Origin of the sequence: uncultured Arenimonas sp., from assembly GCF_963976025.1 — a bacterium.
In the GTDB taxonomy this organism is placed as follows: Bacteria; Pseudomonadota; Gammaproteobacteria; order Xanthomonadales; family Xanthomonadaceae; genus Arenimonas.
On the sequence record NZ_CAXBJS010000143.1, the window covers coordinates 1 to 6,979 of the forward strand.

The 6,979-nt window shown below is 70.2% G+C and carries 6 protein-coding genes and 1 pseudogene; 5 read left to right on the forward strand and 2 right to left on the reverse strand.

Annotated elements, in window-relative coordinates:
* Positions 1-1,540 (reverse strand): annotated as a pseudogene (locus tag AACZ35_RS10860) (hybrid sensor histidine kinase/response regulator); the annotation flags it as partial.
* A gap of 125 nt (positions 1,541-1,665) precedes the next feature.
* Here AACZ35_RS10860 and AACZ35_RS10865 point away from each other — a divergent pair.
* Together AACZ35_RS10865 and AACZ35_RS10870 are read left to right on the forward strand one after the other, a co-directional pair.
* On the forward strand, positions 1,666-3,492 hold the full coding sequence (locus tag AACZ35_RS10865; protein WP_339829109.1) for a DUF294 nucleotidyltransferase-like domain-containing protein: 1,827 nt from the start codon (positions 1,666-1,668) through the stop codon (positions 3,490-3,492).
* Between the two features lie 3 nt (positions 3,493-3,495).
* On the forward strand, positions 3,496-4,101 hold the full coding sequence (locus AACZ35_RS10870) for a 3'-5' exonuclease (protein WP_339829111.1): 606 nt from the start codon (positions 3,496-3,498) through the stop codon (positions 4,099-4,101).
* A 3-nt stretch (positions 4,102-4,104) separates the two neighbouring features.
* Here AACZ35_RS10870 and AACZ35_RS10875 read toward each other — a convergent pair whose 3' ends face one another.
* Positions 4,105-4,563, reverse strand: a complete 459-nt coding sequence (locus tag AACZ35_RS10875) for a hemerythrin domain-containing protein (protein WP_339829112.1) — start codon at positions 4,561-4,563, stop codon at positions 4,105-4,107.
* 77 nt (positions 4,564-4,640) lie between these two features.
* Here AACZ35_RS10875 and AACZ35_RS10880 point away from each other — a divergent pair, with 77 nt between their 5' ends.
* The 3 genes from AACZ35_RS10880 (at position 4,641) to AACZ35_RS10890 (ending at position 6,882) form a co-directional block, all read left to right on the forward strand.
* A complete protein-coding gene (locus tag AACZ35_RS10880; protein WP_339829114.1) occupies positions 4,641-5,123 on the forward strand; it encodes an SRPBCC family protein in 483 nt (160 codons plus the stop codon).
* Positions 5,123-5,971 carry a sterol desaturase family protein gene (locus tag AACZ35_RS10885; protein WP_339829116.1) on the forward strand — a complete coding sequence of 283 codons (849 nt, stop codon included), beginning with the start codon at positions 5,123-5,125 and terminating at the stop codon, positions 5,969-5,971. Before AACZ35_RS10880 ends, AACZ35_RS10885 begins: the two co-directional genes overlap by 1 nt.
* Positions 5,972-6,051: 80 nt before the next feature.
* Entirely contained in the window at positions 6,052-6,882 is an 831-nt protein-coding gene (locus AACZ35_RS10890) for a CHAD domain-containing protein (protein WP_339829118.1), read from the forward strand.
* Positions 6,883-6,979: the final 97 nt, after the last annotated feature.

The following is a 6,979-nucleotide window of genomic DNA, read 5'->3' on the forward strand; positions in this document are numbered from 1 at the left end:
CCGACACCACCAGCAGCGCCAGCACGTTCACCAGCAGCGACCAGAAGGTGCCGTGGGTGATCGGGTCCCAGCCGCGCAGGCCGAACAGGCTTTCGGGCTGCAGCCAGGCGATGCCCAGCGGGCCCAGGTGCAGCCAGGCAGTGTCGAACCAGCCGGCGCGGGTCAGCGTGGGCAGCAGCAGGGTGTAGCCCCACAGCACGAAGCCGGCGACCAGGCCGGCCATCACGCCGCGGCGGCTGGCACCGCGCCAGTACAGGCCGCCGATCAGCGCCGGCGCGAATTGCCCGACCGCGGCAAAGGCCAGCAGGCCGAAGGCCGCCAGCGACCCCGATTCCCCGGCGCCGCGGTAATAGGCATAGGCCAGCAGCGCGATCGCCACGATGGCGATGCGCCGCACCCACAGCACGCGCCGGCCCAGGTGCTGGCGCTGGCTGGGGTCGGTGAGGCTGCCGCGCCAGAGCAGCGGCATCACCAGGTCGTTGCTGACCATCGTCGCCAGCGCCACCGAAGACACGATCACCATGCCGGTGGCGGCGGAAAAACCACCCACGTACGCGGCCAGCGCCAGCGCCGTATTGTCGAAGGCCATCGGCAGCGCCAGCACGTAGGTGTCGGGCGCCACGCCGGCGCCGGCGAACAACGCCTGCCCGGCCGAGGTGATCGGCAGCACGAACACGCAGATCACCAGCAGGTAGGCGCTGAACAGCCAGCGCTCCCGGCGCACGTCGGCGACTTCGCCGCATTCGACCACCGCCACGTGGAACTGGCGCGGCAGGCAGACGATGGCCGCGAAGGCCAGCAGCGTCTGCGCCATGAAACCCTGCGGGATGCCCGGCGCGACAAAATCGCGTGTGGCTGACTGGAAGCGCGAAAGCATGTCCTCGCTGCCGGGCAGGTGCCCCAGCGCGAACACGCCGACCGCGGCGAAGGCCACCAGCTTCACCAGCGACTCCAGCGCCACCGCCAGGATCATGCCGTGGTGGTGTTCGGTGGCGTCGATTTCGCGGGTGCCGAACAGGATGGCGAACAGGGCCAGCAGCAGGGCCGAATACAGCGCCGGGTCGGTCAGCACGCTGCCGCTGCCGTCCGAGGGCGCACCCGACAGCACGTCGATGCTCATCGCCACTGCCTTGAACTGCAGGGCGATGTAGGGGATGGCGGCGATCACCGCGATCAGCGTGACGGTGGCGGCGATGTTCTGGGCGCGGCCGTAGCGCGCGGCCAGGAAGTCGGCGATCGAAACCGTGCTTTGTTCCCGGGCCACCAGCACCAGGCGTTCAAGGATGCGCCAGCCGAACAGGAACAGCAGGATCGGCCCCAGGTAGATCGGAAGGAAGCCCAGGCCGGTGGTCGCCGCCGTGCCGACCGCGCCGTAGAAGGTCCACGACGAGCAATAAACCGCCAGCGCCAGCGAATAGATGATGGGCCGCAGCCAGTTGCGGCGCGGGTACACGGGCTTGCGGTCGCCCAGCCAGGCCACGCCGAACAGCAGCCCGACGTAGCCAACCGACACCAGCAGCAGGATCCAGCCTGCAATCACGGCCCCTCCCCCGGGGAACCTGCGGACCGGCCGAGTGTAGCGCCGGCCGCCACCTGCCGGCTTCGACCAAAGTCGTAGGCACGCCACCGCTGACGCCGCGCCCGCGTCGTGTCAGGCTGGCGGCCATGGCCACGCCCGTGCCCGGACTGGACCTCGATTCCCCACCCTTCGACCTGCTCGACGCCGGCCAGAAGCAGCGGCTGTCGGCCGCCGTCGACCTGGCCTACCACGCCGCCGGCAGCCGCATCATCGAGGCCGGCGAGCCGTCCGCGCACGTGCAGGTGATCCTGAAGGGCGAGGTGCAGGCCTTCGACGGCCGCGGCGCCGACAGCACGCGTTTCGCCGACTACGGCCCGGGCGACCTGTTCGGCGCTTTTGCGGTCATCGCCGGGCGGGCGCGGCACCGCTACGAGGCGGTGCAGGACACGGTCTGCTTCCTGGTGCCCGCCGACACCTTCCAGGCACTGCTGGCCGACAACCCGCGCTTCGCCGCCTACTTCCACGAAGCGCTGTCGGTGAAACGAAAGCTGCTGGCCGACCAGCAGCAGCCCAGCGAACTGGGCCGGCTGATGCTCACCCGCATCGCCGACGCGCAGCTGGCGCCAGTGCATGCCGTGCCGCAGGACACCGGCATCGCCGCCGCGGCCAGCGCGCTGCGCGAACACCGCGTCGATTGCCTGCTGGTCGAACCGGGGGCCGGCGAAGACGGGCCGGGCATCATCACGCGCACCGACCTGCTCGACGCCCTGGCCGTGCGGCGCCTTGACCGCGATGCGCCGGTCGGCCCGCTCGCGAGCCGGCCGCTGCTGTCCGTGCGCGCCGACGAAGTGTTGTTCCAGGCCCTGGTGAGCATGACCGAACACCACGTCGAGCGCGTGATCGTGCGCGACGCCGACGACCAGCCCATCGGCAGCCTCGGCCTGGCCGAGGTGCTGGCGCACTACGCCAGCAGTTCGCACCTGATCAGCCTGCGCCTGGCCCGCGCCGCCAGCGTGGAGGAGATCGCCGACGCCGCCCGCGGCATGACCGACCTGGTGCGCCAGCTGCACGCCCAGGGCGCCAAGATGAGCTACCTGATGGAAATGGTCAGCGCGCTCAACAGCCGCATCCTGGCGCGGTTGTTCGCGCTGTGCGTGCCGGCGGAGCACCACGAAAGCCTGTGCCTGCTGGTGCTGGGCAGTGAAGGTCGCCGCGAACAGATCCTCAAGACCGACCAGGACAACGCCCTGGTGCTGGCCGACGGCTTCGACTGGCCGGGCCTGCCCGACGCGATGAAGGCCTTCTCCGCGGCGCTCGAACACATCGGCTACCCGCCCTGCCCGGGCAAGGTGATGGTGAACAACCCGCACTGGCGGCTGAGCCAAAGCGCCTGGCGCGAACGCATCGGCGAATGGGCGCGCGTGGCCGACGGCCAGAGCGCGCTGGACCTGGCGATCACGCTCGATGCCCGGCCCGTGGCCGGCAATGCCGCGCTTTACGATTCACTGCGCCCGGCGATGCAGGCGCTGGGCCAGGATGCCATCGGCCTTAAGTACCTGGCCGAAGCCACGCTGAGCAAGGGCAACCCGCTCACCTGGCTGGGCCAGGTGCGCGAAACCGACGGCCGCGCCGACCTCAAGCGCGGCGGCGTATTCCCGCTGGTGCACGGTCTGCGCGTGCTGGCCCTGCGCCATGGCATCGCCCACCGCAACAGCTTCGACCGCTGCGCCTCGCTGGTGAAGGCCGGCGCCCTGTCGCCGGAGCTGGGCCGCGACGTGCCGCAGGCGCTGGCCGTGCTGATGCGCCTGCGCCTGGGCCAGCAGCTGGCCGATATCGACGCCGGCCGGCCGCCGTCCAACGGCGTCGACGTCGCCGCGCTGCGGCGGCTCGACCGCGAACTGCTGCGCGACGCCCTGCGCGTGGTCAACGCGTTCAAGGAACACGTGGCCGACGTGTTCCACCTGGGCGGCTAGGCCATGAACCCGCTGCGCCGCTGGTGGCTGGGCCGCCGCCACGCCGGCGACGAGTGGTCGCCGCTTTTCGCCAGGCCGCCGAAGGACGAATGGGTGTCGCTGGACCTTGAAACCACCGGCCTGGACCCGCGCAGCGACGCCATCCTCAGCCTGGCCGCGGTGCCGGTACGCGAGGGCCGGGTGCGGCTGGCCGAACGTTTCGAAACCCTGGTGCACCCGGGCCGCGCCTTCGACATCGAATCGATCCGCCACCACCGGCTGACGCCGGCCGACGTCGCCGATGCGCCGCAGCTGCGCGACATCCTGCCCGGCTTCCTGCGCTGGCTGGGCCCACGAACGCTCCTGGGCCACCACCTGGCTTTCGACGTCGCCATGCTCGATGGTCCGATGCGCGTGGTGATGGGTTTCCCGCTGCCCAACCGCCGCGCCGAGCTGGGCCAGGCCTGGCTGGACCACCGGCGCCTGGCCGACCCGCATGCGCACGTGGATCTTTCACTCGACGCCATTGCCGGCGCCCTGGGCATCCCGGTCATCGCGCGGCACACCGCGCTGGGCGACGCCAGCACCGTGGCGCTTTGCTGGCTGGCGCTGCGGCAGCGCGCGGGCTGAGGATCAGCCTTCGGCCAGAGCCTTGCGCATGCGCCTGATGTCGCGGCGGTACTGGCCTGCGAGTTTGGTCTTCTGCGCCTCGGTGAGCAGCTTGCCCGAGACCTGGAAGAACTTCTTTTCCTCCTCGCGCAGGTGGTGGTGCACCTGGTGCGACAGGGCCCGGGCGGTGTTCATCCAGCCGCGGTCGGAGGGTTCGCCTTCCAGCAGTTTTTCCACCAGTTCGTCGATTTCGTGGTGTTCGTGCAGGGCGTGGCGGGAGGCATCGAGGCCGCCGTCGTGCATCAGCAGCGGGGCGTAGAGGTAGCGCTCCTCGGCCGCGGCGTGGGCGGCCAGTTCGATGCGCAGCTGCGTGAAGATTTCCTGGCGGTCGTCGCCCCGGGCGCTGGTGCGCAGCAGGCGGCGGCACAGGGAACGCTGGATTTCATGGCTTTCGCGCAGGGCTTCGTAGATGGTTTCACTCATCGGCTTGCTCCCGGGGGCTGGAGGCCAGTCTAGCGCCAGTCGTGGACACCCCCGCCGCGCCGGGTCAAAATCCGTGCATGCGCCTTACCGTCTCCGCCGAACGCAGCCTGCCCTGCACCCCCGAAGTCGCCTTCGAACTGGCGACCAATCCCGATCGTTTCCCGGTGTTTTTCACCGGCTTTGGCCCGGTGAAAGGCATCAGCGGCATCCGCCTGCACTCCGACCTGGCGGTCGGCAGCCAGCGCCGCGTGCACCTGGTGGACGGCAACGTGCTCACCGAACGCGTGATCGAACACGACCCGCCGGTGCGCCACGGCTACACGCTCAGCGGCTTCCGCCCGCCGATGGCCTGGCTGGTATCGCAGGGCGAGGCCATGTGGAGCCTGGCCGGCCACGAGTTCGGCTGCCGCGTTCGCTGGGACTACGAGTTCACCCTGGCCAAACGCTGGCTGGCGCCCGTGGCCGTGGTGGTGCTGCACCTGTTCATGCGCCGCGCCATGCACCGCTGCCTGAAGAACATGGCCCGTTCGCTCGAAGCCCCGCTGGAAGCCGCGCCCTGATGGGCGAATGGCTGCTGCTGGCGCTGGCGCCGGTTTTCCTGGGGTTCGTGGTCTGGGAAGCCTGGTACTGGCGGCGCCGGCAGCCGGCCATGTACAGCTGGCGCGACACACTTTCCAACGCCAGCCTGGCGCTGATGCACCAGGCCGTGGATGCGCTGGCCTGGCTGGCGCTGATCGGCGTGTTCTGGTGGCTGCACCGGTTCCGCCTGTTCGAAATCCCGACCACGTGGTGGACGATCGCGCTGCTCTTCGTGGCGCAGGACTTTTGTTATTACTGGTTCCATCGCGCCGCGCACCGCATCCGCTGGTGCTGGGCCTCGCACGTCACCCACCACTCGTCCGAGCGGCTGAACCTGTCGACGGCATTCCGGCAGTCGATCACCTATCCGGTGTCGGGCATGTGGCTGTTCTGGCTGCCGCTGGCGCTGCTGGGGTTTTCGCCCACGCACATCGTCACCGTGGTTGCGATCAACCTGGCCTTCCAGTTCTTCGTGCACACCCAGGCGGTGGGTCGGCTGGGCTGGCTTGAACAGGTTTTCAACACGCCTTCGCACCATCGCGTGCACCACGCCAGCAACGCTCGCTACATCGACCGCAATTACGCCGGCGTGCTGATTGTCTGGGACAAACTCTTCGGCACCTTCGAACCAGAGGACGATGCCGAACCCTGCCGCTATGGGCTCGTGAAGCCCGTGCGCAGCCACAACCCGCTGGTTCTGACCTTCCACGAATGGGGCGACATGCTGCGCGACGCCTGGCGCGCCCGCGGCCCGCGCGCCCGCCTGGGCCAGCTGTTCGGACCGCCCGAGCGCGCACGTTCACAGGCCGGGCACCCGCGCCTGCCCTGAGCGGTCCAATTGATGCACATCAAGGGCCGGGCCCCGCGGCGGGGCTAGGGTGGCGTTATCCCTTGCAGGAGTGACTGCCCATGCCCAAGGCCGCGAAAGTGCGCGCTGTGCCCAAGGGCCAGGGTTTGGGCGGCGACCTGCGTGCCTACGCGCTCGACCAGCTTGCCGGTGCCGCGTCGCAGCTGGGGCGTGAAGGCGAAGCTCGTCACGACGGCGTCCACCAGGCACGCAAGTCCCTGCGCCGCGCCCGCGCGGCATTGGCCCTTGCCCCGCGCGCGCTGGGCGACAAGGGCCGCCGGCTTGACGCGGCGCTCGCAGCCGCCTGCCAGGGCATGGGCGCGCTGCGGGATGCCCAGGCCCTGCTCGAAGCCCTGCAGCGACTGGCGCCCAGGCTCCCATCCGAATTGCGCGACATCCTGCCCGAAGCGATGGTGCTGGCGACTGCGCGGCGGAACGCGATGCTGGCCGCTGCGCTCGAACGTGATCCGGGATTCGCGCGTCGCCGCGCACGACTCGACGCCCTCGCCATCAGGCTGGCGAAACTGGACTGGGACGCCGTGCGTGAAAAAGATGTCGCCAAGGCAGTTGCGCGCAGCGAACGCCGGGTAGCCAAGGCGCGCCGGCGCGTGAAACGTCATCCCGAAGACGACGAACGCTGGCACGTGCTGCGCCGCCGCCTGCGTCGCCTTCGCCAGCAGGACAGCCTGCTGCAGGCCGTCGCACCGGCGTTCCGGCCGGCTGGCGGCGTGTCGGCCGACCAGGCCACGGCGCTGGGCGAGGCCCAGGACGACGCCCTGCTGCTGCGCCACTGCGCTCGTCGTTCGCCGTTTCCGCCCGCGATACGCCGGGTTATCCGCGCCATCGCCCGCGAGCGCCTGGCAGGAGTGCGCGCAGGGCAGCCGAAGGACTGAGCCATGGCCGACATCCACCTTCGCCTGCAGTCGCTGGAGCAGCTCTACGACACCTTCGACCCGGCGCCCTTCCCCGACAAGGCCCTCGACCGGCGCG

Excerpts from the sequence above, each read along its gene's own strand:
- AACZ35_RS10865 (WP_339829109.1), top strand. The coding sequence starts at position 1,666 with ATGGCCACGCCCGTGCCCGGACTGGACCTCGATTCCCCACCCTTCGAC.
- AACZ35_RS10870 (WP_339829111.1), top strand. The coding sequence starts at position 3,496 with ATGAACCCGCTGCGCCGCTGGTGGCTGGGCCGCCGCCACGCCGGCGAC.
- AACZ35_RS10875 (WP_339829112.1), bottom strand. The coding sequence starts at position 4,563 with ATGAGTGAAACCATCTACGAAGCCCTGCGCGAAAGCCATGAAATCCAG.
- AACZ35_RS10880 (WP_339829114.1), top strand. The coding sequence starts at position 4,641 with ATGCGCCTTACCGTCTCCGCCGAACGCAGCCTGCCCTGCACCCCCGAA.
- AACZ35_RS10885 (WP_339829116.1), top strand. The coding sequence starts at position 5,123 with ATGGGCGAATGGCTGCTGCTGGCGCTGGCGCCGGTTTTCCTGGGGTTC.
- AACZ35_RS10890 (WP_339829118.1), top strand. The coding sequence starts at position 6,052 with ATGCCCAAGGCCGCGAAAGTGCGCGCTGTGCCCAAGGGCCAGGGTTTG.